Annotated in this window: 22 protein-coding genes and 1 other RNA gene; 22 read left to right on the plus strand and 1 reads right to left on the minus strand. The window is 54.8% G+C overall.

The genetic code is table 11. From position 1 onward, the window contains the following. Window positions 1–109: 109 nt before the first annotated feature. The 20 genes from ffs (at window position 110) to FWJ25_RS06870 (ending at window position 18,252) form a co-directional block, all read left to right on the plus strand. Window positions 110–206: signal recognition particle sRNA small type (gene ffs / locus FWJ25_RS06775), an RNA gene on the plus strand. 140 nt (window positions 207–346) lie between these two features. Next, window positions 347–2,281, plus strand: coding sequence for a DNA polymerase III subunit gamma/tau (gene dnaX, locus FWJ25_RS06780; RefSeq protein WP_149599491.1), 1,935 nt, complete (start codon window positions 347–349; stop codon window positions 2,279–2,281). Between the two features lie 4 nt (window positions 2,282–2,285). Beyond that, complete coding sequence (locus FWJ25_RS06785; RefSeq protein WP_149599492.1) at window positions 2,286–2,609, plus strand: YbaB/EbfC family nucleoid-associated protein; 324 nt, start codon at window positions 2,286–2,288, stop codon at window positions 2,607–2,609. A gap of 32 nt (window positions 2,610–2,641) precedes the next feature. Then, window positions 2,642–3,244: a recombination mediator RecR gene (recR, locus tag FWJ25_RS06790; RefSeq protein WP_149599493.1), complete on the plus strand. Its 603-nt coding sequence runs from the start codon at window positions 2,642–2,644 to the stop codon at window positions 3,242–3,244. Between the two features lie 20 nt (window positions 3,245–3,264). Then, a complete protein-coding gene (locus FWJ25_RS06795) occupies window positions 3,265–4,413 on the plus strand; it encodes a ribonuclease D (protein WP_149599494.1) in 1,149 nt (382 codons plus the stop codon). Further along, entirely contained in the window at window positions 4,410–4,703 is a 294-nt protein-coding gene (locus FWJ25_RS06800) for a YcgL domain-containing protein (RefSeq protein ID WP_149599495.1), read from the plus strand. The genes FWJ25_RS06795 and FWJ25_RS06800 overlap by 4 nt, the downstream gene beginning before the upstream one ends. Next, on the plus strand, window positions 4,700–5,146 hold the full coding sequence (locus FWJ25_RS06805) for a YcgN family cysteine cluster protein (RefSeq protein ID WP_149599496.1): 447 nt from the start codon (window positions 4,700–4,702) through the stop codon (window positions 5,144–5,146). Before FWJ25_RS06800 ends, FWJ25_RS06805 begins: the two co-directional genes overlap by 4 nt. Next, complete coding sequence (locus FWJ25_RS06810; RefSeq protein ID WP_149599497.1) at window positions 5,146–5,496, plus strand: hypothetical protein; 351 nt, start codon at window positions 5,146–5,148, stop codon at window positions 5,494–5,496. The genes FWJ25_RS06805 and FWJ25_RS06810 overlap by 1 nt, the downstream gene beginning before the upstream one ends. A gap of 20 nt (window positions 5,497–5,516) precedes the next feature. Next, window positions 5,517–7,463, plus strand: a complete 1,947-nt coding sequence (locus tag FWJ25_RS06815; protein WP_149599498.1) for a VWA domain-containing protein — start codon at window positions 5,517–5,519, stop codon at window positions 7,461–7,463. 18 nt (window positions 7,464–7,481) lie between these two features. After that, window positions 7,482–8,324: an AAA family ATPase gene (locus tag FWJ25_RS06820; RefSeq protein ID WP_149599499.1), complete on the plus strand. Its 843-nt coding sequence runs from the start codon at window positions 7,482–7,484 to the stop codon at window positions 8,322–8,324. Window positions 8,325–8,346: 22 nt separating this feature from the next. Next, window positions 8,347–9,525 carry a vWA domain-containing protein gene (locus tag FWJ25_RS06825; RefSeq protein WP_149599500.1) on the plus strand — a complete coding sequence of 393 codons (1,179 nt, stop codon included), beginning with the start codon at window positions 8,347–8,349 and terminating at the stop codon, window positions 9,523–9,525. Between the two features lie 340 nt (window positions 9,526–9,865). Further along, window positions 9,866–10,423, plus strand: coding sequence for an AraC family transcriptional regulator (locus FWJ25_RS06830; RefSeq protein ID WP_246166676.1), 558 nt, complete (start codon window positions 9,866–9,868; stop codon window positions 10,421–10,423). Further along, window positions 10,414–11,925: a tetratricopeptide repeat protein gene (locus tag FWJ25_RS06835; RefSeq protein WP_149599501.1), complete on the plus strand. Its 1,512-nt coding sequence runs from the start codon at window positions 10,414–10,416 to the stop codon at window positions 11,923–11,925. The genes FWJ25_RS06830 and FWJ25_RS06835 overlap by 10 nt, the downstream gene beginning before the upstream one ends. Then, entirely contained in the window at window positions 11,922–14,747 is a 2,826-nt protein-coding gene (locus FWJ25_RS06840; RefSeq protein ID WP_149599502.1) for a tetratricopeptide repeat protein, read from the plus strand. Before FWJ25_RS06835 ends, FWJ25_RS06840 begins: the two co-directional genes overlap by 4 nt. Beyond that, the gene (locus tag FWJ25_RS06845; protein ID WP_246166677.1) at window positions 14,734–15,222 is read left to right on the plus strand and encodes a hypothetical protein; all 489 of its coding nucleotides are present in this window, start codon (window positions 14,734–14,736) and stop codon (window positions 15,220–15,222) included. Before FWJ25_RS06840 ends, FWJ25_RS06845 begins: the two co-directional genes overlap by 14 nt. Beyond that, on the plus strand, window positions 15,223–15,573 hold the full coding sequence (locus tag FWJ25_RS06850; RefSeq protein ID WP_149599503.1) for a hypothetical protein: 351 nt from the start codon (window positions 15,223–15,225) through the stop codon (window positions 15,571–15,573). It begins immediately after the preceding gene. Window positions 15,574–15,594: 21 nt separating this feature from the next. Further along, window positions 15,595–16,239: a MotA/TolQ/ExbB proton channel family protein gene (locus FWJ25_RS06855; RefSeq protein WP_149599504.1), complete on the plus strand. Its 645-nt coding sequence runs from the start codon at window positions 15,595–15,597 to the stop codon at window positions 16,237–16,239. Between the two features lie 18 nt (window positions 16,240–16,257). Beyond that, complete coding sequence (locus FWJ25_RS06860; protein ID WP_149599505.1) at window positions 16,258–16,791, plus strand: ExbD/TolR family protein; 534 nt, start codon at window positions 16,258–16,260, stop codon at window positions 16,789–16,791. Then, window positions 16,788–17,276: an ExbD/TolR family protein gene (locus FWJ25_RS06865; protein WP_149599506.1), complete on the plus strand. Its 489-nt coding sequence runs from the start codon at window positions 16,788–16,790 to the stop codon at window positions 17,274–17,276. The genes FWJ25_RS06860 and FWJ25_RS06865 overlap by 4 nt, the downstream gene beginning before the upstream one ends. Continuing rightward, window positions 17,269–18,252: an AgmX/PglI C-terminal domain-containing protein gene (locus tag FWJ25_RS06870; RefSeq protein WP_246166678.1), complete on the plus strand. Its 984-nt coding sequence runs from the start codon at window positions 17,269–17,271 to the stop codon at window positions 18,250–18,252. The genes FWJ25_RS06865 and FWJ25_RS06870 overlap by 8 nt, the downstream gene beginning before the upstream one ends. 11 nt (window positions 18,253–18,263) lie before the next feature. Here FWJ25_RS06870 and FWJ25_RS06875 read toward each other — a convergent pair whose 3' ends face one another. Then, window positions 18,264–18,749: a MaoC/PaaZ C-terminal domain-containing protein gene (locus tag FWJ25_RS06875; protein ID WP_149599507.1), complete on the minus strand. Its 486-nt coding sequence runs from the start codon at window positions 18,747–18,749 to the stop codon at window positions 18,264–18,266. 190 nt (window positions 18,750–18,939) lie between these two features. Here FWJ25_RS06875 and FWJ25_RS06880 point away from each other — a divergent pair, with 190 nt between their 5' ends. Beyond that, window positions 18,940–20,613: a long-chain fatty acid--CoA ligase gene (locus tag FWJ25_RS06880; RefSeq protein WP_149599508.1), complete on the plus strand. Its 1,674-nt coding sequence runs from the start codon at window positions 18,940–18,942 to the stop codon at window positions 20,611–20,613. Window positions 20,614–20,771: 158 nt separating this feature from the next. Continuing rightward, on the plus strand, window positions 20,772–24,707 hold the full coding sequence (gene hrpA / locus FWJ25_RS06885) for an ATP-dependent RNA helicase HrpA (RefSeq protein WP_188093576.1): 3,936 nt from the start codon (window positions 20,772–20,774) through the stop codon (window positions 24,705–24,707). The last annotated feature ends 39 nt before the right edge of the window (window positions 24,708–24,746 follow it).

The following is a 24,746-nucleotide window of genomic DNA, read 5'->3' on the forward strand; positions in this document are numbered from 1 at the left end:
GTTAGCGCCTGATCGATTGATGGCATTTCCCGTTGTAGTCCGTGAACCCTTTTGCTAATATGCGCGCCGCTTTCGGGGGAAATCCCCTTGAGCGTCGTTATGGTGGCCCCATTGGTGCCCCCGCAACATGAAACCGTGAACCCGGTCAGGCCCGGAAGGGAGCAGCCGCAGCGGTGGAATTGTGTGCCGGGGTGTCGCTGATGGGGTCACCCCCAGAGCTTTCCTTTCCCTCTGTAATTTCTCGATTTTTTGCTTTCCTGCTGGTTGATTCCGGAATCATCTTCGCTTCTTATCAAAGCGGGTCCATGCTATGGTTAAGCCCGTTTTTAACTGCAGTTGACGGAACATGAGCTACCAGGTACTTGCCCGTAAATGGCGCCCCCGGACCTTCGAGGATATGGTGGGGCAGGAACACGTGCTTCAGGCATTGATTCATGCTCTGGAGAACCAGCGCCTGCACCATGCATACCTGTTTACCGGCACCCGAGGTGTAGGTAAGACCACCATCGGCCGATTGCTGGCCCGGTGCCTGAACTGTGAAACGGGAATTACCCCCAGGCCTTGTGGACAGTGCTCCAGTTGCAAGGAGATTCAGGACGGCCGGTTCGTTGATCTCATTGAGATCGATGCCGCTTCCCGGACCGGTGTGGACGACATGCGGGAACTGACCGATAACGTCCAGTATGCGCCAACCCGTGGCCGCTACAAGGTGTACCTCATTGATGAGGTGCACATGCTTACGAACCAGTCTTTCAATGCGTTTCTGAAAACGCTTGAGGAGCCGCCTGAGCACGTCAAGTTTCTGCTGGCAACCACCGATCCCCAGAAATTGCCGGTGACTGTGTTGTCCCGGTGTCTGCAGTTCAATCTGAAACGGATGACGCCGGAACATATTGTCGGGCATCTCCAGCACGTCCTTGGCGAAGAACAGATTCCCTTCGAAGAACCGGCCCTTTGGCTACTGGCACGTGCTGCAGATGGCAGTATGAGGGACGCCCTGAGCCTGACAGATCAGGCTATAGCTTTTGGTAACCAGAAGCTGGCTGCCAGCGACGTCAGCAACATGCTGGGCACGATTGATCAGCGGGATATTGAAAAACTGGTTAGCGCTCTGGTTGAAAGGGATGGACCTGGGCTGCTGGCGGAAATTAGCCGGATTTCTGACTTTGCGCCGGATTACGGAGTGATCCTGGCGGATCTGCTGTCACTATTCCACCGTGTGACCATGGAGCAGGTTGTGCCTGGCAGCGCTGACAATTCCCTGGGTGACGCAAGCCAGGTGCAGACGCTGGCACGAAAACTGAGCGCAGAGGATGCCCAACTCTTCTACCAGGCTGCGTTGATGGGCCGCAAGGATCTGGCGGTTACGCCGGATGCCCGGATGGGCTTTGAAATGACTCTTTTGCGGATGCTGGCATTTAGACCGGGTGCAGACCGGCGCGAACCGCCGGTGATCAGTAACACCCGTGAACCCGATAGTGCAGGGGCTGCTGACGAACCTGAGCCTGCCCGGGACCCCGTCGAGAGCCAACCGGAGTCAGATCCGGTTGCGCCCGAAGCTGTTGCGTCTCCGGAAGGTGATCAGGTGGGCGAGCACGGAAGGGCAATGGAAGAGCCTGCAACTGAATTGAAGGCAGCCGAGTCGCCGACAGAAGCCGACGCGCCGTTTTTTACCGATACGCCCCCGATCCAGGACATTGATTCACCGGCGGATAATGTGTCGGCACCGGAACCTGAATACGACTCTGAGCCCGTTGCCCCGGCGCCGGAGGATATTTCCACAGAGCCGGAGGCCGTTGCCACGGTGCCAGAGGCCGTTGCGATAGCGCCGGAGGCTGTGGAGGCTGCCCCGCCAACAGTCGATCTTTCTGTGCCGGTTGAGGAACAGCAGGATGGCTTCAGCTGGGAACGGGATTTCCGGTCACTGGGCATCGTTGGTATGCCAGGTAACCTGGCAAGCCATGGTTCCATGAGCTGGGATAAAGAGGCCATCGTACTGACCATTGATGAAGGCCATGCCCGGCTTCTCAATGCCCGCCACGAGGAAAAGATACTCGCAGGCTTGAGAAACCGGTTTGGCGACTCCACTCAATTACGGATAGAGCAGGGGACAACCGGCCCCCATACGCCAGCAGCCTACGAAGAGCGGCAGCGGATCGCAAGGCAGCAGGCGGCTGAGGAGGCCATACGCCAGGATCCGGTGGTTCAGTCCATTGTTGAACGATTTGAAGCGCGGGTAGTCGAAGAGAGTATCCGGCCGATAGAGACAAGCAGGAGATAACCGCATGATGAACAACATGGGCGACCTGATGAAAAAAGCCCAGAAGATGCAGGAAGAAATGCAGAAGGCTCAGGAAGAAATCGCCAAGGCAGAAGTTACCGGAGAGTCCGGGGCGGGCCTGGTGAAGGTCACCATGAATGGTCGGCATGATGTCCGTAAAGTGGAGATTGACCCTTCCCTGATGACCGAGGACAAAGAAATCCTTGAAGACCTTCTAGCGGCGGCAGTCAACGACGCCGTTCGTCGTGTTGAGAGCAACCAGAAAGAAAAAATGTCTGGCATGATGTCTGGTATGGGCATGCCACCTGGCTTCAAAATGCCGTTCTGAGTTAAATGATCTGATAGCAGTAAGGAATATCCATGGCATTCAGCCCACTGGTGGATGAGCTGGTCGAATCGCTTCGGTGCCTGCCGGGGGTCGGACAGAAAACCGCGCAAAGAATGGCGTTCCATCTTCTGGAACGTGGTCGTTCCGGCGGTTCCCGTTTGTCGGATGCCTTGAGCAACGCCATGACCGGCGTCCGCCGTTGTGAGCGGTGCCAGAATTTCGCAGATACCGAGCTGTGTGGTATCTGCGAAAACCCCCAGCGCACCAATGGCACCATTTGTGTCGTCGAAAGCCCCTCGGATTTGCTTGCTATTGAACAGGCGGGAGATTATCGCGGAGGCTACTTCGTTCTGATGGGCCATTTATCTCCGATTGATGGCGTCGGGCCAGAAGAGATTGGTATAGAGCGCCTTCTGGATCGAATCCGGCAAGAGGGTGTCAGCGAATTGATCCTGGCAACCAACCCGACTGTTGAAGGCGAGGCGACCGCGCATTACATTGCGGACCGGCTTGATGGGCAGGGGATTCTTATTACCCGCCTGGCTCATGGAATCCCGGTTGGCGGTGAGCTGGGATACGTTGATGGCTTTACCCTGACTCATGCGTTCCGTGGGCGCAAACCTCTCATTGAATAACTCTCGCGACAGGAAGCTTTATGGTGTCCTCCTCCCCGGCAGTTGACGTACCCCCGGCTCCGGAGACCATTGTCTGGATCGAAACCCCCGAAACGCTCGACGAGTGGCTCGCTCAGGGTAAAGGTAAGCCTTTGTCCCTGGATACGGAGTTTGAACGGGTGAATACCTTTTACCCGATTCCTGGCCTTGTTCAACTCGGGATTGATGGCGAATTCAGGCTCGTCGATCCAGAAGTTGCCGAGCAATCGGCGCAGTTCAGGGCTGTTCTGAGCGATCCGGGCACCCTGAAGCTGCTCTACGCCATGAGCGAAGATCTGGAGCTGTTCCGGCAGTGGCTGGACGTAGAGCTGATCAGCGTTCTGGACCTGCAGATTGGTGCTGCTCTGGCCGGGGAAGGTTTTTCACTTGGCTATGCCCGGATTGTTGAAAATCTGTTCGGAACCGTGTTGGATAAATCGGCCACCCGGTCAGACTGGTTGGCAAGGCCGCTTTCTGATGCTCAGCAGCGGTACGCCATTGAAGACATACGCTTTCTGGAACCCCTGTATACGAAGCTCATCGACTCGCTGAAGATCAGAGGGTTGGAAGATGCTTTTGTCGAGGAATCTGCCCGTTTTGCCGCAGAGTTGGGCACACAAGAGGATCCGGGCGAGCACTACCTGAAATTGCGTGGCGGCTGGACGCTTTCTCTGGAGCAGCAAAGTGTGCTGCGCGAACTGGTTCGTTGGCGTGAACAGGAATGCCAGAAACGCGACAGGCCCAGAAACCGGGTATTGGCGGACGCATTACTGATTGCTGTTGCCGAACGGATGCCAGCCTCGCTTTCACAGTTGGGCAATATTCAGGGTGTTCCATCCGGCATTGTACGGCACCATGGTGAAACTCTGCTGGAACTTGTTGCAGCAGGTCGTAGTAACGATAATCCGGATTTTAAGCGCATCTCTCCTCCGTTGACGCGGGAGCAGCAGGGCTTATTCAAAAATCTGAAGCGAATTATTAGAAAAATGTCGGAAAATTTTGATATTCCGATGGAAATCCTTGCGCCGCGCAAGCGTTTGGAAAAAGCGATTCAGGATCAAAGTATCACCGACCAGGCATTTTTTGCCGGTTGGCGGGCCGACATTCTGGCTCCTGTAAAAGACGATATTGAGGAATTACTGACATCATGAGTGAGCGGCAGTTTGTTTCTGTGTTCCGCAGCAGCAAAAAAAACGACACCTATATTTTTGTCCGTCGCGGGCAAAACTGGGACGACCTCCCTGAGGCGCTCCGAAGTATTTTTGGTGCCCCGGTTCACTCCATGGACCTGATCATAACACCGGATAAAAAGCTGGCACGCACGACTGGCCAGCAGGTGTTGGACGCCATTGAAGAAAAAGACTTCTATCTGCAGATGCCGGAAGAACGTGACGGCTATGTCGTAGAATTCCAGCGTAAACTGGAGCAGCACAAAAAATGATCGCCCAGATTCCGTTCTGGCAGCGTAAGCGGCTCCACGAAATGACGCCTGCGGAATGGGAATCCCTGTGTGATGGTTGTGGCAAATGTTGCCTCAACAAACTGGAAGATGAGGACACCGGAGAGGTTTACCACACCGATATGGTGTGTCGGTACATGGATCAGGAGACCTGTCAGTGTACTGTCTATACAGAGCGACTCAGGAAAGTACCCGAGTGTACCGTGTTAACGCCTGATACAGTGGCTGACTACTCCTGGCTGCCATTGACCTGTGCTTATCGAACCCTCTCCGAAGGACGGCCACTGGCGCCTTGGCATCCGCTGGTCAGTGGTGACCCGGATTCGATTCACCAAGCCGGTGTCTCTATTCGCGACAAGGTGGTTTCGGAAGACCAGGTTGCTGAAGATGACTGGGAAGAACATATTATTCATTGGATTCTGTAATGATCGATGCTGATGCTCAACTGGCCTACGGCGTGTCCTGGGCTGCTTATGGGATTGCCTTCATCGTGTTTTTCTTCATGATGAAACGGTTGTTTCGTGTTTTGCCGCTTTATGGTCTGAGAACATTGCTACTTGCGGCTCTGGTTGTCCTGTTCCTGACGCCGGTTGAATCTCCTGATGTTGCCGGCTGGTGGGTTCCGGCCTGGCTGTTCGGCGGATACGAGATGATTCTTGGTGACGGGGATGCTGTAGGCCTTGCGATATTCAACCTGGGTATCGCCGGACTTGTGATGCTACTGGTGTGGATTCTGGACCTGGTGCGCTATCGCCTGGTAAGCCAAAGGACTTGAACTCAACGGATTGCAAGCTGATGCAACGTTTCTTTTTACAACTGACATTGATCATAGCCCTGATCCCCGGAGCGCTTTGGGCGCAGTCTGAACCTGAGTTGACGGTGCCGGAACAGTCTGATGTCCGGATCATCGTCGATATCTCCGGTTCCATGAAAGAAACGGATCCCGACAATCTCCGTCAGCCAGCCGTCAGGCTGCTGGCAAGGATGCTTCCGGAAGGCACAACCGCCGGTGTCTGGACGTTCGGCCAATATGTGAACATGCTCGTTCCGCACCGGGAAGTTACCGGGGCGTGGCGGGAAAATGCCATCGCTGAATCGTCGAAAATCAACTCAGTAGCGCTGAGAACCAATCTCGGGAAAGCCATTGAGGTGGCCAGTGACGATTACTTCACCCAGGGACAGCTTGGTCATACCCATTTCATTCTTTTGACCGACGGAAACGTTGATGTTTCCGACAGCCCCACGGCGAATGCCGAGGAAGAATCCCGGATTCTCGAACACATCATTCCTCAGCTCATCTCCCGGGGGGCTACCTTTCACCCGGTTGCCTTGTCGAATCAGGCAGACGCAGGGTTCCTGAAAAAGCTGGCGGATGAATCTGGCGGACGGTTTCAGGTTGCTGAAAGTGCCGACGCACTTAGCCGAGCCTTTCTTGAAGCCCTGAATGCAGCGGTTCCGCAAGAGCAGATCCCTATTGAGGGCGATGGCTTTTCGGTCGATGGGGAAGTCCGGGAATTCACGGCCCTGGTTTTCTGGGGCGCTGGCGAAACCGGGGATACCCGTGAGATGGCTCTGCTAAGGCCGGACGGCCAGCGCCTGGTTCTGGATTCCGGGGAACCGAACGTTCGTTGGGCCCGTGAATCGGGATACGATCTGGTCACCATTGATACCCCCCAGGCCGGTAGATGGAGCATTGAGGGCGAACTGGGCGAAGGCAGTCGGGTGACGGTGGTCAGCGACCTGAAGATGGTGGTCAGCCCATTACCCCCGAGCTTCTCTGCGGAAAACCCGGTTGATCTGAACGTCGCGTTTTTTGAAGATCAGAAGAAAGTTACCAGCCCGGACTTCCTTGGGGTTCTGAACGTAAGCCTGACCATTACGGCTGAAGATGGTCGTAGTGGCACTAAGGTGCTGTCCGCTGAGCAGCCACCGGAAGACGGTGTCTATTCAGATGCCATCGCAAAACTCCCGAGCGCAGGACTCTACAAAATAGACGTAATAGCCGACGGTAAGACCTTCGCGCGCAAGTTCAGCACAACCACGGGGTTTACAGTGCTGGAAGGTGCAGATGCCGCACCCGTTCCGGAAGAACAGGCATCGCCTGTACCTGAGGTAGAGGGGGTAGAACCGGTTGCGGAAGAGCCTGTGGAAGCGGAGCCTTCAGCTTCGAAACCAGAGCCTTCAGCTCCGGAAAAAGAGCCTTCCTCCCCGGAATCAAAGCCTGAACCGGAGATCACGGCGCCAATCGACGTTTCGCAGGCGGAACCCTTAGAGGTTCAATCGCCAGAGAGTTCCGTTGATGAGGAAGATTCGGGTTTTGAGTTTTCGTTCCCACTCTGGTTACCGATTGTTGCAGGCGGTGGCCTGGTGGTTTTACTGGTCGGCTGGTTTGCGTTGAAGCAGCGTAAATCCAGAACGGAGGCTCAGGAGAAAGCGGCAGCTGAGCGGGAAACCCTTGAAGACCTTGAAGAAGAGCTGCCAACACTTGAGGCCGAGATCCCCGATGATCCGGAGGAATTGCCTGAACTGGAGGAGCCTGCAGATGAAATACCCGAGCTGCAGCCAGAGGTAGAGGTTACAGAACCTCTCGTTGAGTCCCCCGAACAGGCACCTGATGAAGATGACGAAGAATTCGGACTGGAAGACTTTGATTTGTCCGAATTTGATGACCTTCCCGATTATGAAGAAGATGAAGACGGTCAGCCTGCGAAAAAGTCTGATCCGAAAGACCAGAAAAAATAACGAACAGGAACGTGACAGATGAAGTTTACCGGTACCGACAAATACGTTGCCACGGATGACCTGCAGATGGCTGTGAATGCGGCTATCGCGCTCCAGCGCCCTCTGTTGATCAAAGGGGAGCCGGGAACCGGCAAAACCCTGCTGGCGGAGGAAATGGCATCGGCCCTGGGTATGAGGCTGATCCCATGGCATATCAAGTCCACCACCAAAGCCCATCAGGGGCTCTATGAGTATGACGCGGTGTCTCGTTTGCGTGATTCTCAGCTGGGCGATGAGAAGGTGAAAGACATCCGTAACTACATCGTCAAAGGAAAGCTCTGGGAAGCGTTTGAGGCTGATGAGCAGGTGGTTCTGTTGATCGATGAAATCGACAAGGCAGACATCGAATTTCCGAATGACCTGTTGCTTGAACTGGATCGGATGGAGTTTTTTGTCTACGAAACCCAAGAGTTCGTTAAGGCGCGTAAGCGTCCTATCGTGGTCATAACCAGTAACAATGAAAAGGAATTGCCGGATGCTTTCCTGCGCCGCTGTTTCTTCCATTACATCAGCTTCCCGGACCACGACACCATGAAGGACATCGTGGATGTCCACTTCCCGGGTTTGCAGCAGGAAATCGTACGGGATGCACTGGAAGTGTTCTTTGATGTTCGCAAGGTTCCCGGTCTGAAGAAGAAACCTTCTACCTCGGAACTGATCGATTGGCTGAAGCTGCTTATGGCAGATGAGCTGACAGCGAAAATGCTGCAGGAAAAGGACTCGAGTACTGCTCTGCCGCCGCTTTACGGTGCGCTGGTGAAGAATGAGCAGGACGTTCACCTGTTGCAGAAACTGGCGTTCATGGCGCGGCGTCGTAGCTGATCCTGGCAAGAGTCTCGTTGATATGCTGATTGATTTCTTTCTCGAAGTACGGCGGGCCAAGGTACCAGCTAGCCTGCGAGAATTTCTCGACCTGCTGGAGGCACTCAGGAATCGCCTCGCGTTCGCAGACATGGAGGAGTTCTATTACCTGGCACGTTTGTGTCTGGTGAAGGACGAGCGGCACTTCGACAAGTTCGACCGTGCGTTCAAAGCCTATTTTGAAGGCATTGAAAACCTTGACGATTTGATGGAAGCGTTGATTCCGGATGACTGGCTTCGTGCGGAATTCGAAAAGCACCTGTCGGAAGAAGATAAGGCAAAAATTGACTCCCTGGGTGGGCTTGAAGAACTGATCGATACCTTCAAAAAACGCATGGAAGAGCAGAAGGAGAGACACGCAGGGGGCAATAAATGGATTGGTACTGGCGGCACCTCGCCATTCGGGGCCAATGGTTATAACCCGGAAGGCTTCCGGATCGGCCAGAAGGACGGGCGTCAGGGGCGAGCGGTTAAAGTCTGGGAAAAACGCCAGTACAAGGATCTGGATGACGGCATTACCCTTGGCATTCGCAACATCAAGGTCGCACTGCGGCGGCTACGTAAATTTGCGAGGCAGGGAGCTGCCGATCAGCTGGATATGGACGATACGATCCGATCAACTGCGCGGAACGCGGGTTATCTGGATCTCAAGATGGTGCCTGAGCGCCATAATGCCGTAAAAGTGCTGATATTCTTCGATGTTGGCGGCTCCATGGATCCTCACATCCGGGTCTGTGAAGAGTTGTTCTCGGCAGCGCGACTCGAGTTCAAGCACATGGAGTATTTCTACTTCCATAACTTCATCTATGAGAATGTGTGGACCAACAACATCCGGCGAATGAACGAGACGACCAGCACCTGGGATATCCTCCACAAGTACACACCGGACTATAAGGTAATCTTTGTCGGTGATGCCACCATGGCTCCGTATGAAATAAGCCATCCTGGTGGGTCCATCGAGCACTGGAATGAAGAGGCGGGCGCAACCTGGTTCCAGCGCGTTACCGAACATTTCCGCAAAGTAGTGTGGCTTAACCCTCTTCCTGAAAGTTACTGGGGGACGGGAGGCTCGCTAGGCATGACCCGGAAGTTGGTCAATGAGCACATGTATCCCCTGACTATTGAGGGGATGGAATCTGCCATGAAACAGTTGAGCAAATAAAAAAAGCCGATGCGGTTGAGGGCATCGGCAAAGCTCGGCATATCAAACGGGGTTGCCCTTACTTGGGCTACCCCGTCCCTTCCTTACGAGCAAATATAAGACCACTCCAATAAAGTCTTTTTTATTCAATTGGTTGGAGGGGCTTTTTTAGAGTTCAATCCCAATGATCTGACACTTTGTTACTTCTGTGTCAAATTAATCGACACATTACCTCTCTTTCTAAAGCGGTTTTCCATTTGGTGATCTGGATACCGTTCTTGTGAGTAACCAAGTGTTACGCTTCCTGTCGTCTTGTTACATAAGATTGCCGATGATGCACAGGCAGGAGGCAGCTCACCCCATGTTCGGCAAAGAACAATTACCAGTATGCCGGATGATCTCTCCCAGAGTATTCCGTGTTGCCGCAGTGGTTGCGGCCGTTTGCCCTTTCGTGACGCTCGATGCGACTGCCGGAATGTCCATTGAAAGTCCTACAGACAAGCTCCGGGCAAAGGTGACCGCTCACAGTGCAGAGGTTCATCAATTCGAGCAGGATTTGTTGCAGCCGATTGATACCCGAGTGGCAGTTTTTCTGACACTTGCAAGCCGGAACGATCTGGATGTCGATGCCGTCGAGCTTTCTATCGATGAGCAACCGGTTTCTGCGCACCTATACTCCCCCCGTGAACGGGAGGCCCTTGAGAGAGGTGGAGTGCAACAACTGTTTACCGGCAACCTGACTAACGGAAAGCATGTACTGAAAGTGGTGTTTTCCGTACGAACAGCCAAGGATCAGTTTGTTCGTCGCGAAGCCACACACCACTTTTACAAGAAAACGGGTACCTATCGGGTTCAGCTCGTGCTTGAAGCTCGTGCGCCGGATTATGAGCCGTCTGTTAATGTCCTGGAATGGCAGTAACCCGGATGATGCTCCAATACGGTCCTGTTTCCTTTCTCCCGAATTTTCTCATCTGCTTTGCTCTGGTTGTTCAGCTGCCAGGACTGTCTGGTGCCGCCAGTGCCGCCGAGGGTCTTCCACCTGATCGATTCGAAGCGGGCCTTGTCACCTTTGCACTGGCCACTGGAAACATTGTGCCGGTATTGCCTCTCAAAGACAGCCTGCGGGGCGAGTCAGCGCCTTATTTGCGGGCTCTGTTATTGATTGAAAGCGGGCAGGTGGACGAAGGAGTGAGCGCTCTGGACGCAGTGGTGCAGTCCGGTTATCACCGGGGAGAAGCGGCATTGGTTCATGCCCGCATTCTTGCTGAGGCGGGGAAAAGTGACGAGGCGGTTAACTGGTACGAGCTGGCAGAGAATACGGGCTTTGGCGAAATCCGTCAGGAGGCACGTTTTGCATTGGCTGATTTGGCTCGGCAGGCGAACCAGCCGGAGGCTGCGGGGAAAATCCTGGCGTCAATGCAGGCCGGATACTGGGCCGCTGTAGGCTATCTTAACCTCGCCAATGATTTCGCATCCACCGACCTCAACCCCTCTCGGGCCCTGGTTGCGCTAAGAGTTGCACTGGCGATGACGGAAAAGGACAGCAACGAGGAGCGTGCCCGGGATCTCCGGGGCCGCTTGCTGGTGCGAGCTGGTCAATTAGCATACGTCAGCGGGGATTATGACAAAGCCATAGGGTTTCTGAAGAGGGTGCCATTGGACAGCTACAGGGCTCCACAAGCTCTGTACCTTCATGGCCTGGCCCTTTCTGAGCGGGGTAATTATCGGGAAGCGATGCAGAGTTGGCATCGGGCAAAGAAATTCCCAATGGCCTATCCCGGGGTTGCTGATGCCTGGATCGGAATGGGGCGGGGTTATGACCTTGCGGGCTATCTCGGTCAGTCCGGCGAAGCGTTTCTTGCGGCTAGTGCAGCCTACGAAAGTGAAAGGGTTACCCTGCGAAGGCTCCGTGATCGTGTCCGGGAGATAGGAGCCTATAAGGCGTTGGTCGAAGACGCACGCAATATCGACGAAGAGTGGTTCCTTGCGGACAGCCGAACTCTGACCCAGCCCCGTATGGCCTACCTGTTCGGGTTTATGGATGCCCCCCTGGCCCAGAGGACTGTAGCCCAAGTGGCTGAGCTGGAAGATCTGCTTACTGTCCTTGAGCAACAAAGCCGCGATCTCACCGTATTTATTGTTTCCATCGATGATTTTTTGGGAGGCAAAGCGAAGACACAGGCGGGTTCGATGCGTGTAAAACGTTCAGAGGCAAAACAACTGCTGGCTACTAGCCGCTCGCTCATTTCGGAGGTAAAGCAGGCTCGGGATGTTGCCAGCTCTGAGCTCGATATTATCGCCCTGGACTATATCGCACGACAAGATCAGCGCATGGCATTTGCCCTGAATAAAGCTGATCAACAGGTTGCCCACCTGTACGAATACCTGGCCCTCAGGAAGCTTGAGGAACAGTCGCCATGAAGCGGGTTCTGTTCATTGTCGTGGGCCTCATTCTGGGTGCACCGGTTGTAGGTCAGGAGAGTTTTCGAGTGGAACTGGGGCGAGACGGCGACACCATTGAGGATATGCGGCCGGTGTTCCTGACCTTCGAAACCAGGCCGTTACCAGCGATCTCGCCTGCGGAAGTGGCCAGGCGATATCAGCAGCTCTTTGAAGTCTCAGACGAGCCGGAAGTCCGTATCGATGCTTTGAACCGGCTTGGCAATATTCGGGATCGCTCCGGGGAGAGCATAGGCTTTTCCCCGGAGCAGGAAGTCGCAGTCTACCAGCAGGCTCTGGACAGCTATGAGTCAATACTTGCTCACGGTTCGTTCACCGGCAGGTTGGACGAACTTCTCTATCAGATGGCGAAAGCTCACGCTCTGACCGGAGAGTCCGAAAAGTCCATTAACCGGCTGAAGCAGTTGGTCGGCCTGTATCCGAAGTCCCCACTGGTAGCCGAAGCCTATTTCCGGATTGCTGAGTCGGCATTTGCCAGCGCCGAGTATGCTGTTGCAGAAACGTTCTATCTGGACGCAATAAATACAGCGCATAGCTCAAATGCAGGGCATAGAGCCGGCATGGCTGAAAAAGCCCGCTATATGCTCGGCTGGAGTCAGTTCAAACAGGGGCAAGCGGCCTGGGATCGCGCGGGAAAGACATTCTGCCAGGTACTCCAGGAACGGATTCCGAATACGTCTGTGCTCGAATCGGTGAGGGATACTGATGCCGATACCATAGACGACACCCTGCGCATGCTCGCAGTGATGGCTGCCCGCCAGAAGGGTGGCGATAGTCTGATTGCCTGGCTTGGAGGCAAGTCTGAGCTCAAGGCGAGCCACGGTGAGACGGGTAGTCGGCGGTGGGCATACCTGGCGTTCGACCGACTGGCTGATTATTACGCCGCCCAGGGACACTTTGAAAAGAGCGTTGAAGTAAACAGGTTGTTTGTTGCGATTGCGCCGGATCATCCAAGGAAAGCGGATTTCATGGCACAGATCGCTGCCGTGTGGCAGTTGGCAGGCGACCTCCCCAAGGCCCGGGAAGCGAAAGCTGATTATGTCGAAATGTTTGGTTCGGATGCTGGCTATTCGAGCCTGCAAATGGCTGAGCAGGCCCGATGGCAGGTGTTAAGCAGGGAACTGGCAGATTACTTCTACTACCGGGGCACGGAGCAGAAGCAACAGGATGTTGCCGGATACCAGGCGTCTTTTCAGAAGGCCGGTACTTACTACTTCGGTGTTGCGCGCCGTCAGGCGCAATCGGGTGAGGTATGGCGTCTTGCCGGTGACGCGTTTCTGCAAGCGGGCAATGCTGCGAATGCGTTAGACAGTTTCCGGACGGCAGCCTATGACATCGCTGATTATCCGGAAGCGGCTGATTCCGGTTGGGCCGCGGTTGCGGTGCTAAGGGATCACTATGAATCAGATCTGGAAAGCGTGACCGCTGAGTCCGACAGGTTCGCCATGGCCTTTCATGATGACCCCCGACTTCCCGGGTTGATGGTTTTTGTGGCCAGGCGATGGCGCGAACAGGGGCTGCCAGAGGTAGCATTGGCCTACGCGGGGAAGGTTCTGCTTCTTGAACATTCAACGACACCGGAACGTTATGCCGCCTGGGTATTGATTGGCAATGTTCGTCAAGAGACGGGGGAGTATGTTCTCGCTGAAGAAGCATGGACTCACGCGCTTCAATTGATGGAGGCGGAGACGTGGCCAGAGTTACCTGAGGGAGCCGAGCAGCAGGTCCGCCGGCAGCTTGCAGGAGCAATCTACCAACAGGCTGAGCACGCCAATGCCACTGGGAAGCCGATTCTGGCAGTGGGGCATTTCCACCGGGTAGAGGCGGCGATGCCCGGTTCGGAAATTGCCATCAAGGCAAGGTTCGAGGCGGCCAATACTCTGCTTCAAGCCGCTGAATACAGCGATGCGATCCCTGAACTCATCTCATTTCGCAAGGCATTCCCTGACCACCCACTGGCTGGCCGCATTAAAGACAAACTTGTATTCGCCTACACAAGCTCCGGCCAGCCGTTATCGGCTGCCAATGAACTGCTTGCCGGGATAGACCTGGAACGCGACCCGTGGTCGATAAGGCTTAGGGCGGCAGCGCTGTTCCACGAAGCCGGCGATAAAACTCGCAGAAATGAACTCTATCTGAGCTATCTGAAAACCGGACCTGAGGCAGACAGTGCTGCCAAACACCTGGAGCTTCAGACAATACGTAATCGTCTGATTGCTTCCATGGACGATCCTGGCCGATTGCGGCAGGAAATGGTGGCACAGGAGATGGCAAGTCCCTGGCATTCGCAGGAAACGTTGGCCTGGTCCGCACGGCAGTCGCTGGTGATGGGGGCAAGGGCTGCCGCTGTATTTTCCTCTGTTCAGCTGATGCAGCCCTTGGCGGCGTCGCTTGATCGCAAGCAAAGCGCCCTTGAATCCGCACGACAGCATTTTCTGGATGCTGAATCACTGGGCGGGGAAGCTGTACGCTCCGAGTCTCTCTACCGCCGTGCAGAGTTGTACCGGACTCTGGCAAGGGACTTGATGGCGTCATCCGTGCCGGAAGAACTCAACGAACTCGAAGGCATGCAATACCAGATGCTTCTTGAGGAAGAGGCTTTTCCCTTTGAAGAGAAGGCTATTGGATTGCACTCAGATAACCATCGCCGCATTGCGGAGGAAGGCTATGACCCATGGATTGGAAAGAGTATGGCGGTATTGGCAAGGCTGAATCCGGGGCGTTACGACCGTTCTGTCCGATGGATGAGCTGGACGAAAGAGGATGACGATGATGCTTCGTAATCACTACCCTGGCGGCGTTTTATCGTTATGCGTGCTGCTTGTGCTTGTGGGCTGCTCGACAGCTCCTTTGCAGTCGGTTTCCACTGAGCAGGGTGAGGCCCATGCCCGTCAACAGGCAAAACAACTGGTGCGGGAAGGGCGGCTGGCCTTCGATGAGGGGCGAAAACACAGTGCTATGGACTCCTGGCAGGCTGCTGTCAATCTGGACCCTGAAGATGCCGCCACGGTCAATAACCTTGCGCTCCTGTACTCCGAAGACAAACGCTTCAAAGATGCCATCAGCCTTCTGGAAACAGGGTTGGCCTATTCCCCGGATACCGCTGAACTGCACTTCAACCTTGCGGTGATCAGTGAGCTCTATCTGCTCGATCTCGAAACAGCGCTTATCCATTATCGCCATTACCGGGAATTGAACGGAGACGGTGATACGCGAGTGGCGGGATGGATTGCCGATCTTGAACGGAGGATAGATTGAATGAGGATATCACCGTTCTATTCGTTGGTAGCCGCTGCGGTATTCGGAAGTTTTGGTAGTCAGGCAGGCGCTGCGAACGAAGGTTCATCGCAGGTTAGCAGAGAAGTCCGTGAGGTAAGGCTGTCCGTGGAAGGTATCTCACGATCTATGGGGGAGGATGAACCCCGGGTGCTTTATATCCTGCCATGGCAGGCACCCAGTCTCCCGCGCCGCCCGAGAGCCGATTTGAATGTCAGTGCACCGAACCTCGAACAGGCTTTGGATCCGAGGGCGATTGAGCGCCATCGATTATTCAGAGAAACCCTGAATCCCCTGACTCTGCGCCCCGTTGGCGCTCAGAGCCCGATGTAATAGAAAGACGGAGATAACACTATGCTGGAAACAACGATTCGTTTCTTTCAGGAGGGCGGAGCCTTCATGTACCCGATCGCGGTGGTACTCGCGGTAGGGCTGGCGATAACCATAGAGCGTTTTATTTATCTGGGGTCGGTCCGGCGTCGTAACCGGGTGGCGTTTGAACGCGGTATTTTGCCATTGCTGGAAAAGCGGGATTATCAGCGGGCTATGAAGGTAGCGAACGGGTCGACCAGCGCCATCGCATCCATTATGGGTGCCGGCCTTGGACGGCTGTTATCCGACAGCCGTCGTGAAGATATTGAATATGCGATGGAAGAAGGGTTAATGGAGGTACTCCCGCGACTGGAAAAACGCACGCAATACCTGGCAACGCTGGCTAACATCGCGACACTTCTTGGACTTCTCGGAACCATCATTGGCCTGATCGCAGCGTTCACCGCCGTGGCTGCTGCAGATCCTGCACAGAAAGCCAGTTTGCTGTCCGAGAGCATTTCTGTGGCGATGAACACCACAGCATTTGGCCTTATGTCTGCGATACCCTTGCTGATGTTCCATGCGGTTCTGCAAACCCGAACCAACGAGATCGTGGACAGTTTCGAGATGGCAGGGGTGAAACTGCTCAATATCGTATCTGATCCAATGAACCAGGCTGCGGCCTGAGTCCGCAGGAGGTGGTAGGTGAGACGACGCCACAGGAAGCGCAGCACATCGGCAGAGCTGGATATCACGGCATTCATGAACCTGATGATTATTCTGGTGCCGGTTCTGCTGCTGGGTATGGTGTTCAGTCAGATCAGGATGATTGAGCTGAATTTTCCCGGAGACGCAGTCGGCGAGGAAGTCGTAGCCGAGACGATCAGCCTTATGGTGACTCTGATCCCGGAAGGCATCGAGATATCTGACAGCGAAAGAGGGTTGATCAGCGTGCTTCCAGCCGGAGTATCCGGTCAGGACTTTAAGGCCCTGCGCAGTGAACTGCGTAGCATCAAGGCGAGGTTCCCCGATAAAACCGACATCACACTGGAGGTGGGCCCAGAGGTGGATTATCAGACTCTGGTGACCGTGATGGATACCGTGCGCTCCTATCCGGCAGTGGTTGCGGCAAGCCTGGTCGAGGGCGAGCTATTTCCGGACGTGTCCCTGATCGATGCGCCCGAAAACCGAAAACTTGCCAAAGCTCGGGCTCCGGAGCAAACGGGGGTTGGCGCATGAAACCTTCACGGAAATCAAGACGCCTGCAGCGCCACTACGGCCGCATGCACCGGAGCGGTGGTCTGAATCTCGTTTCTCTGATGGATATTTTCACCATCCTTGTGTTTTTCCTGATGGTGAATTCGTCAGATGTGAAAGTCATGCAGAACACCGCCAACGTGCCGTTGCCATCCTCTACTGCCAGAGAGCAAGCAGGCGAGAATCTGACGGTTCAACTCGTGGCAGGGACAATACTCGTCCAGGGGCGGGAAGTGGCGCGCATCGACGGTATTAAACCGAATGACCGTACAGTTGCTGGCCTTTCGGAAGAGCTGGCTTATCGGCGCGGGCAAAGGGAGGCCGTGCCGGAGGAGGGGCTTCCGGTGACGATAATGGCAGGCCGGGATACTGATTACCGTCTACTCAGAAAGATTATGCAAACCTGTGTGGATGAACAATTCAGACAGGTCAGGCTTGCAGTAGAGGCGGAGATCCGCAATGGCTGATGTGAGCGGGTTGGGGTGTGTGGGATCAGGTCTGCCCTGGGCCAGCGGGCATCGTGAAAATCAATGGTTCGGGGTCATACTCGGGCTGATGATTGCCGCGTTTTCTTTACCGGCTGTGATGATCCCGATAATCGATTTGCCAGATCTTGAGCGGGCAACAGCAGAAAAAATTCCACCGCAACTGGCGAAGCTTCTGCAGCGACCTGAACCCTCTGATCCGGTTACGGTTCAACCGCTTGAAGATGAGCCGTTAGCCAATGCAAAGCTCCCCAGGGAAGAGGTAGCACCTGCTCCAGCGCCCGTAGAGCAGACAACACCGAAGAGTGCTGAAGAGCCTGTGGCGCAGAGCGTTGAGGCTGCCAGGGAAAAAGCGTCTCATTCTGGGCTTTTGGCCATGAAAGACCGGCTTGCAGCCCTGCGAACTCCGTCGATCTCTGAGCCCCGGCGACTGGAAGCTAACGTCGGGAATGAAACAGCGATCGAAGTGAAAGATCTGGCGACGGATACAAACAATCCGCCGAATGTTCTTCGGGGCAGTGGCGGAATCGAAGAAGTCTCAAGGCCGGTTGTGGACGCCCTTGTTGCAGCTCATACCGTTAAAAAGGTAGACACAACTGCGGTAGCTGAAAAGCAGGTTGCCAATGCTGGTGGATCGCATAAGCAAAGCGCGTCCGGCAGGGGTGATGAAGAACGGGCTATGAGTACCATCCGTCGCGTGTTTGATGCTCAGAAAGCGGCGCTATATTCGCTGTATCGCCGTGAACTTCGCCAGGACCCGACCCTGGAGGGAAAGGTTACCCTGGAGCTGGTAATCGAACCTGACGGTTCAGTATCCGATTGCAGGGTAATCGGCTCAGAGCTTGCAAACCCCTCGCTGGAGCAGAGAATTGCCATGAGGGTGCGTCTGTTCGATTTTGGGGCAGAAAACGTGGGAACCAGAAGAGTCAGGTTCCCGATTGATTTCCTGCCCGGTTGAACGGCGCCCGATCAATCTTTGATGGCGATATCCGGCAGAACCGGCTTCGGCAGGGAGACTTTTTCGGTGGGTGCGATGACCTTTGCTTCGCCTGATACGACCTTCTGGTTGTTCTGGTTGGTGACGTCGCACTTGAATACCACACGGTTTTTCGGGTCCTTCCTCAGAACACTCAGCGTCACCGTCAGGGTATCATCCAGTTTGACCGGGCGTTTGAACGCCAGATGCTGCTCCAGATAGATGGTTCCCGGGCCGGGCATGACAGTTGCAAGTGCAGCGGATATCAGCGAGCCGCTCCACATTCCGTGGGCGATACGTTCACCAAACATCGACTCAGCAGCAAATTCGGGGTCGAGGTGCACGGGGTTCACGTCTCCGGAAACCGCGGCGAACAGAACAAGATCATTCTCGGTCAGGGTGCGGGTAAAAGTTGCAGAATCACCTTCATTGAGTTCGTCGTAGGTGATGTTTTCCAGCGTATCAAGCGGGCTGCTCATATTCGTGCTCCGTACGTTATTGATTTGAGTACAGGTGTTCGGACTTGGATTCCGAAAGCTACCTCATCGTTAACAAAACTGCTATTCTCTCCCCACTTTTTCGAGGGTGATACTTTTGTAGGGTTGATTTTTGGGTCAGAACTACACTCGTAAGTCATTACAATCAAAAAACGCCAAACAGGAGATGGTGATGGATTTTGAGCAGTTCTATCAGGACAAATACCCCGCCGGCGTGCCCCGGGAGGTGGACCTGAGTAAGTACAAGAGCATGGTGGAAGTGTTCGAGCAAGCCGTAAAGAAATATGCGGATCGCCCGGCCTTCAGTGCTGTTGGTGCAACGCTCACTTACCGTGACCTGGATACCCAAAGCCGTAATTTTGCTGCCTGGCTGCAAAACAAAACCGATCTCAAACCCGGCGACCGCATTGCTGTTCAGATGCCGAACGTTACCCAGTATCCGGTGGTTGTGTTTGGCGCCATGCGCGCGGGCCTGATTGTAGTGAATACCAACCCGTTGTACACCACCCGGGAAATGGAACATCAGTTTAATGACTCCGGCGCTAAAGCGCTTGTTGTTCTGGCAAATATGGCAGAGAACGCCGAGAAGGTTCTGCCTCATACCGGCATCGAACACGTGATCGTGACCGAAATTGCTGATATGCACTCGCCGATCAAACGGACTTTGATGAACGCGGTCATCAAGCACGTTAAAAAAATGGTTCCGCCGTTCAATATTCCCGGCGCCCATAAACTGCCGGCCGTTCTCAGTGCGGGAGCCCGTGAAAAGTTCACTCCGGTCGACTGCAAGTCTGATGATATCGCCGTTCTCCAGTACACCGGCGGGACTACCGGCGTAGCCAAAGGCGCAATGCTGACCCACGGTAATCTGGTGGCGAACCTGCTGCAGACCCGTCCGATGATGGGGGATATCGTAGAAGAAGGTAAGGAGGTGGTCATCGCGCCTCTGCCGCTCTACCACATCTACTCCTTCACTCTGAACTGCGGGATCATGCTGGAAGCTGGGGCCCATAACGTGCTGATTCCGAACCCCCGCGATATTCCCGGATTCGTCAAGGAGCTCAAGAACTACAAGTTCTCGGCATTCCTGGGCCTGAATACCCTGTTTGTTGCACTTTGCAATAATCAAGAGTTCCAGGGCCTTGATTTCAGTTCCCTGAAGCTGACGTCATCTGGTGGCATGGCACTGACCAGCGATACTGCCAAAATGTGGGAGCGGGTGACCGGCTGTGAGATCTCCGAAGGTTACGGTATGACCGAAACCTCCCCTGTGGTGACTTTTAACCCCCACGTTGCGATCCAGTTGGGCACCATTGGCCTGCCTATCCCATCCACTATCGTCAAAACCATTGATGAAGAGGGCAACGAGACTCCGCTGGGTGAACCGGGCGAGCTTTGTGTTCAAGGGCCTCAGGTTATGCGTGGCTACTGGCAGCGTCCGGAAGATACCCAGAAGTCATTTACCGATGATGGTTTCCTGAAAACTGGCGACGTTGCGCTGATTCAGGAAGACGGTTACATCAGGATCGTTGACCGCAAGAAAGACATGATCATTGTTTCCGGCTTCAATGTATTCCCGAATGAAATCGAAGACGTGGTAAGCAGTCATCCGAAAGTGGTTGAGTGTGCCGCAGTTGGTATTCCTGATGCGAAGAGTGGAGAGGCGGTAAAAGTCTTCCTCGTTGCTACTCCGGAAGGTGTCTCCGAAAATGAGCTCAAGGAATTCTGCCGGGAGCGTCTGACAGCGTATAAAGTGCCTAAGCACTTTGAGTTCCGGGATGAGCTGCCTAAGACCAACGTTGGTAAGATCTTGCGTCGTGAACTTCGGGACACGGCCAACGGCTAAATGTCGATAAGATGCTCTGAATGACTTGATCGTGTTCAGGTCTGGTAAACAGAAAACCCCGCTTCGGCGGGGTTTTCTGTTTTTACAACGAGGTCTTTCCCGATAGACTGTCGCGAAATTCTGCAAGCCACCGGTAACGAGAGAAAGTCGGTTCACTGATGACAAATGCCAGCACGGATACTTCGCGGTCCCCGAATTCTCCGGGGCAGGGCAAAACTGCCGTAAGCGCCATTCTGGAACAGTTGGGTACCTGTAACCAGCAGGAGGCCGCGCGAATCCTTCGGGCTGCGTCCAGAAACAAGGGTAACCCGGCCGCCAGGGATCTGGAGAAAATGACCCAGTGGCTCGACCGTGGCCTGGCGAAAGTGCGGGCGCGGCAGGCTCTTCATAAGCCGGTGACATTCCCTGACAGTTTGCCGGTGTCGGCGCGTGTTGATGATATCCGTGAAGCGATCGAGAACCATCAGGTTGTGATTATTGCGGGTGAAACCGGCTCGGGTAAAACCACCCAGATACCCAAGATTTGCCTGGAGGCAGGCAGGGGCACGCGGGGATTGATTGGGCATACCCAGCCTCGAAGGATCGCGGCCCGTAGCGTCGCAGCCCGAATTGCTGAGGAGCTGGGTGAGCAGACAGGGCAGCAGATTGGTTATCAGGTCCGTTTTACCGACACGACTTCCGAGCACTCCCGGGTCAAAGTGATGACGGATGGTATTTTGCTGGCGGAAGTCCAGCACGACCGCTTCCTTGATCGTTATGACACCCTGATCATCGATGAAGCCCATGAGCGTAGTCTGAACATTGATTTCCTGCTCGGCTATCTGAAGCAATTGCTGCCCAAGCGGCCAGACCTGAAGGTGATCATTACCTCTGCGACCATTGAGGTCGATCGGTTCAGTGAGTTTTTCAACAAGGCCCCGGTTATTGAGGTAAGCGGCAGGACCTTCCCCGTAGATATCCGCTACCGGCCGTTAATCGGCGATGAAGATGATCGTGACCAGGGCTGGACAGATGGTGTTGTTCAGGCCCTGGACGAAATAGAACAGCACGAGAGGGCCGAAAAGCAGCCTCCGGGTGACGTTCTGGTGTTCCTGCCAGGAGAGCGGGAGATCCGTAACCTTAGCAAGGTTTTGCGGCACGTTGACCTGAAACACACAGAGATACTGCCTCTGTATTCCCGGCTGAGTAATCAGGAGCAGAACCGGGTGTTTCAGTCCCACCGCGGACGGCGGATCGTGTTGTCTACAAACGTTGCCGAGACATCGCTTACCGTGCCCGGTATTCGTTATGTGATCGATACCGGCGTCGCCCGGATCAGCCGTTACAGTGTACGCTCGAAAATCCAGCGATTGCCGATAGAGCCTGTTTCCCAGGCCAGTGCCAACCAACGGGCAGGGCGTTGTGGGCGGGTGGCACCAGGTATCTGTTTCCGTCTGTATGATGAAGCGGATTTTATCAACCGTCCTGAATATACCGATCCTGAAATCCTTCGTACCAACCTGGCATCGGTCATTCTTCAGATGGCGACATCCGGGCTGGGAGAGATCCGGCATTTCCCGTTTCTTGAAGCTCCGGATCGCCGCCAGGTCAACGATGGTTACAAGCTACTCGAAGAGCTGAGCGCGGTGGATGGCCACCGAAAGGTGACGAAACTCGGACGCACCATGGCACGACTGCCGCTGGATCCGAGGCTCGCCCGAATGCTGGTGACGGCTGCGGACCTGGGCAGCCTGTCTGAAACGCTGATTATCATTGCTGGCCTGAGTGTTCAGGACCCCCGGGAACGCCCGCAGGACAAGCAGCAGGCGGCGGATCAGGCGCACGCACCCTTTAACGATAAAGAATCTGATTTTATCACGCTGCTCAATGTCTGGAATTTTTATGAGGAGCAACGTCAGGAGCTGTCCCAGAATCAACTCAAAAAGCTCTGCCAGAAAAGCTTTCTGAGCTGGATGAGAATGCGTGAATGGCGGGACATACACCGGCAGCTGACATTGATCTGCCGAGAGCAGAAGCTGTCATTCAATAAAGATGCGGCCAGTTATGACAAGTTGCATAAGGCCATACTTGCCGGGCTGCTCGGGCAGGTGGCGGTGAAAGTTGAGAAACGGGAGTACCTGGCGACCCGCAACCGCAAGGTGATGATTTTTCCGGGCTCGAAGGTTGTTAAAACCGCGCCCAAATGGATTGTTGCCACTGAAATTGTTGAAACCAGCAAGGTCTTTGCCCGTATGGTGGCCTCGATTCAGCCGGAGTGGATAGAGCCCCTTGCCGGACATGTGGTAAAGCGTCATTACTTCGAGCCGCACTGGGAGCAGAAGCGTGCTCAGGTGATGGGGTATGAGAAAGTCAGCCTTTATGGCCTGGATGTGGTGCCCAAGCGGCGGATTGCCTATAGCAAAATTGACCCGCAGGAATGTCGAAACCTGTTTATTCGTCGGGCCCTTGTTGAAGGGGACTACCAGAGCAAAGCGCCATTTATTGCCCGCAATCGGGAGCTTCTCGATACCGTCGAAAACCTTGAGAAGAAAACCCGCAGGCGGGACCTTCTGGTTGATGATGAAACCCTCGTCAATTTCTACGATGAACGGCTACCCGAGGATGTCGTCAGTGGTCGTCATTTTGAAAGCTGGTGGAAGGGACTTTCGGCTGAAGGATTGAAAGGCCTTGAGCTGACGGAAGAGGATATTCTTCAGCGCCCGATGGATTCCGGCGCTGCTCAGCAATACCCGGATTACCTTGAGTGGGAAGGTGTTCGCTACCCATTAAGTTATGAATTCGAACCCACCAGCGAACGGGATGGCGTGACGCTGCAAGTGCCGTTGATGGCGCTTAAGCAAATCCCGTCCCGGCGGATTGAATGGATTGTCCCTGGCCTGTTACGGGAAAAGTGCATAGCTCTGGTGAAAGGGCTGCCGAAATCCTTGCGTCGGAATTTTGTGCCGGTGCCGGACTTCGTGGATGCAGCACTGGCTAACATGCAACCCTCAAATGAGCCGCTGGCTTTGCAGCTTGGAGAACAGCTTCGCCGGATGACGGGGGTTCGGATTGATCCTGAAGCCTGGACCGAGGCCGATCTTCCCCGTTACCTGCGAATGAACGTGCGTGTCATGGGCGACAAAGGCAAGGTTCTTGCGGAAAGTCGCGACACCTCAAGCCTCCAGAACCGCCTTGAAGGTAAAGCCGAAGAGGCCCTGGCGTCTGCTGCTTCGACCGAATCCGACAGACGGGAGGCCAGGGAGTATGCAGACTGGCAGTTCGGAGCCATTCCTGACTCCGTTCAGACCGAAAAAGGGGGGATGCAGGTCACTGTCTACCCTGCGCTGGAAGACCAGGGCAAGAATGTTCGGGAAATTCGGTGTCTCGATCAATTGACGGCGGAAGATGAGACCCGAAAAGCCGTCGCCCGACTTATCATCAACCGATTTGGTAAAACACTCGACGGGCTTGAGCGCAAGCTGCCGAAGTTCAAGCACTCGGCGCTGATGTTTGCGCCGGTGGGGCAGGCAAAGGTTCTCCTGGACGACCTCCTGCTGGCTACCGCCATCCAGCATTTTCTTGCTGAAGAGTTGCCACGGTCAGCAGATGGATTCGATCAGGTTTTTAATCGCCATCGTGGCGATTTCATCCCGGCGCTGGAGCAGGCCGACGAGCGGCTATACCAGGCTATGTCTGGGTACCAGAAGGTGGCGAAGCAGCTCAAGGGTAAAATCAACCTGGCCCTCGCCAACAGCATGGCCGATATAAAGTTTCAGCTTGAGAATCTGGTCTATCCCGGTTTCCTGGTATCTACACCCGCAACGTGGCTGGATCAGTTTGGCCGCTATTTCGAGGCCGCTTTGGTGCGCCTGGAAAAAATGCCCAGGGAAATGGGGAAAGAACGAGAATTTCTGCATACCATCGAACCGTTGTGGTCACGCTATGCGACCAAGCGGGATGAGCTGCAGCGCCAGGGTGTCCGGGACCCGGAATTGGTGCTCTATCGCTGGATGCTGGAGGAGTTCCGGGTATCGTTTTTCGCTCAGCAGTTGGGTACCGCAATGACGGTTTCCGTCAAACGGTTGGACAAACAGTGGGAACAGACCAGAGTTTAGCGCCTTCGGTCAAATGCACAGAATCGGTGCTATATGCAC

Source organism: Marinobacter salinexigens (assembly GCF_008370345.1).
Classification (GTDB): Bacteria; Pseudomonadota; Gammaproteobacteria; order Pseudomonadales; family Oleiphilaceae; genus Marinobacter; species Marinobacter salinexigens.

Coding starts and splice junctions, on each gene's coding strand:
- FWJ25_RS06805 (WP_149599496.1), top strand. CDS start 4,700: ATGATCGCCCAGATTCCGTTCTGGCAGCGTAAGCGGCTCCACGAAATG.
- FWJ25_RS06870 (WP_246166678.1), top strand. CDS start 17,269: ATGGCTGATGTGAGCGGGTTGGGGTGTGTGGGATCAGGTCTGCCCTGG.
- FWJ25_RS06785 (WP_149599492.1), top strand. CDS start 2,286: ATGATGAACAACATGGGCGACCTGATGAAAAAAGCCCAGAAGATGCAG.
- FWJ25_RS06810 (WP_149599497.1), top strand. CDS start 5,146: ATGATCGATGCTGATGCTCAACTGGCCTACGGCGTGTCCTGGGCTGCT.
- FWJ25_RS06865 (WP_149599506.1), top strand. CDS start 16,788: ATGAAACCTTCACGGAAATCAAGACGCCTGCAGCGCCACTACGGCCGC.
- recR (WP_149599493.1), top strand. CDS start 2,642: ATGGCATTCAGCCCACTGGTGGATGAGCTGGTCGAATCGCTTCGGTGC.
- dnaX (WP_149599491.1), top strand. CDS start 347: ATGAGCTACCAGGTACTTGCCCGTAAATGGCGCCCCCGGACCTTCGAG.
- hrpA (WP_188093576.1), top strand. CDS start 20,772: ATGACAAATGCCAGCACGGATACTTCGCGGTCCCCGAATTCTCCGGGG.
- FWJ25_RS06820 (WP_149599499.1), top strand. CDS start 7,482: ATGAAGTTTACCGGTACCGACAAATACGTTGCCACGGATGACCTGCAG.
- FWJ25_RS06880 (WP_149599508.1), top strand. CDS start 18,940: ATGGATTTTGAGCAGTTCTATCAGGACAAATACCCCGCCGGCGTGCCC.
- FWJ25_RS06855 (WP_149599504.1), top strand. CDS start 15,595: ATGCTGGAAACAACGATTCGTTTCTTTCAGGAGGGCGGAGCCTTCATG.
- FWJ25_RS06830 (WP_246166676.1), top strand. CDS start 9,866: ATGTTCGGCAAAGAACAATTACCAGTATGCCGGATGATCTCTCCCAGA.
- FWJ25_RS06800 (WP_149599495.1), top strand. CDS start 4,410: ATGAGTGAGCGGCAGTTTGTTTCTGTGTTCCGCAGCAGCAAAAAAAAC.
- FWJ25_RS06815 (WP_149599498.1), top strand. CDS start 5,517: ATGCAACGTTTCTTTTTACAACTGACATTGATCATAGCCCTGATCCCC.
- FWJ25_RS06875 (WP_149599507.1), bottom strand. CDS start 18,749: ATGAGCAGCCCGCTTGATACGCTGGAAAACATCACCTACGACGAACTC.
- FWJ25_RS06845 (WP_246166677.1), top strand. CDS start 14,734: ATGATGCTTCGTAATCACTACCCTGGCGGCGTTTTATCGTTATGCGTG.
- FWJ25_RS06795 (WP_149599494.1), top strand. CDS start 3,265: ATGGTGTCCTCCTCCCCGGCAGTTGACGTACCCCCGGCTCCGGAGACC.
- FWJ25_RS06840 (WP_149599502.1), top strand. CDS start 11,922: ATGAAGCGGGTTCTGTTCATTGTCGTGGGCCTCATTCTGGGTGCACCG.
- FWJ25_RS06850 (WP_149599503.1), top strand. CDS start 15,223: ATGAGGATATCACCGTTCTATTCGTTGGTAGCCGCTGCGGTATTCGGA.
- FWJ25_RS06825 (WP_149599500.1), top strand. CDS start 8,347: ATGCTGATTGATTTCTTTCTCGAAGTACGGCGGGCCAAGGTACCAGCT.
- FWJ25_RS06835 (WP_149599501.1), top strand. CDS start 10,414: ATGGCAGTAACCCGGATGATGCTCCAATACGGTCCTGTTTCCTTTCTC.